The organism is Solemya elarraichensis gill symbiont (assembly GCF_002021095.1).
GTDB lineage: Bacteria > Pseudomonadota > Gammaproteobacteria > Chromatiales > Chromatiaceae.
The window spans coordinates 1-1,505 of record NZ_MPRK01000333.1; the positions used below are offsets into that span (position 1 = coordinate 1).

Genomic DNA, 1,505 nt, shown 5'->3' on the forward strand with positions numbered 1-1,505 from the left:
GTTTCGGCCTTACTGACCGCTTCATCCGAATTGTCGGCCTCGATGCCGACCATAACCCGGTGCTCATAGGGCAAGGTGTATTGAACAACATATTTCATAATGATCTCCTTCTGAGTGGTTACAGGGGGAGACCATCACCCACCAGGGAGACAGTCTCCCCGGTGGGTATGGTGAAGAACTCAAGTCGTTGACTTGATCGGTTGATTGAACAGCATGCGTACTAGGATTCAGTCCTCATGCGGCAGCAGGATCGTGATAACCGGTTCACCGGCATCACCTGGACCGATAATGAGTTTCAGCGTGTCCAACACCGCTTCGGTCGAGTGGCCGTCACGGGCTACCCGATACAGCTGGAACAACAGCCGGTCACCCGAATCCTGGCTCGTACGAATGGCATGGGACGCCATATACAGGACATCCCAAAGCCTCCCCGACTGATCCTGATGCACCTGCTGTTGACTGTCATCCTCGGTCCAGGCCACACAATCGGCCCAGACCGCAGATGTCAGCGCAACAGGCCATTTGAAACCGGCCTCGCTGGCCATGGATCCCGCATCAATCAGTACACCGTCCTCAATGGCCTGTGCACGGGTATAGGTTGAGACGACCTCACCGAAAAACGCTTCGGCGGATTGTTCATTGGAAATGTTACTCATGGGTTTTCTCCTGTGATGGATAGACGCCAGGTCACACCTCCTCCCCTGCCGGAGAAGAAGATGCTTTCCCGGCCGGGTTTGTGAAAAGTGATGGACTTCAGATAAGTCCAGATTCGGCGAATGAGACACTTTCGCCAGCCGAGACCACGAAGTGGTCAAGCACCCGCACATCAACCAGTGCGAGTGCGTCTTTCAGCCGGCGTGTAATCGCCTCATCTGCGTTGCTGGGTTCTGCAACACCCGACGGATGATAGTGATAAAAGACCAGGGCGGCGGCATTCACCTCCATGGCCTGCTGCACTACAACCCGCGGGTGAACCGAGGCTCCATCGATGGTGCCATGGAACAGCTCACGCACGGCGATGATCCGGTGATGGTTATCGAGAAACATACAACCGAAAACTTCATTACGGTAGTCTGCCAGGCGCAGACGCAGGAAATCCCGCGTCTCGTCCGGTTTACTCAAAATCCTGCCGGCTCGATGTTTGATGGACAACACCTTCATCGCCAGTGTGATCACTGACTGCTTTTCCACATCGTTTAAGTCTGCTGGTCTCAAACCGGACAACCGGTCTTCTACCAACGCTTCTACGGATGCATCCGTTTTCTTCATGACTGATCTCCTCAAGAAAAAGGGAGATCAGTCCCTCGGAGGAATGATCCCCCGATGGGTAGAAAGTGGCCGGATAACTTGGTGTTACCCGGCTATACGTTGAGTTAGGCCGCGTCTTCCTGTGCGGTGTAGAACGGTTGCCCGTCGACCTTGGCCCACGCAATGCGCAGTAGCCGGGCCTTCAGGCTGATGCCGGTCTCACCGGCCTTGTCCCCGTTCTTGAAGGTGAAGGACTC

The 1,505-nt window shown here is 55.0% G+C and carries 3 protein-coding genes; all 3 read right to left on the reverse strand.

The features are described from left to right. Positions 1-227: 227 nt before the first annotated feature. Positions 228-656 carry a DUF6573 family protein gene (locus tag BOW51_RS10740; RefSeq protein WP_078477700.1) on the reverse strand — a complete coding sequence of 143 codons (429 nt, stop codon included), beginning with the start codon at positions 654-656 and terminating at the stop codon, positions 228-230. Between the two features lie 97 nt (positions 657-753). Further along, a complete protein-coding gene (radC, locus tag BOW51_RS10745; protein WP_078477701.1) occupies positions 754-1,269 on the reverse strand; it encodes a RadC family protein in 516 nt (171 codons plus the stop codon). Between the two features lie 104 nt (positions 1,270-1,373). Continuing rightward, positions 1,374-1,505: DUF3577 domain-containing protein (locus BOW51_RS10750; RefSeq protein WP_135568278.1), on the reverse strand; the 132-nt coding region annotated here is incomplete at its 5' end.

Bases quoted from the DNA above. Each gene is read 5' to 3' on its own strand.
- BOW51_RS10740 (WP_078477700.1), bottom strand. From the start codon at position 656: ATGAGTAACATTTCCAATGAACAATCCGCCGAAGCGTTTTTCGGTGAG.
- radC (WP_078477701.1), bottom strand. From the start codon at position 1,269: ATGAAGAAAACGGATGCATCCGTAGAAGCGTTGGTAGAAGACCGGTTG.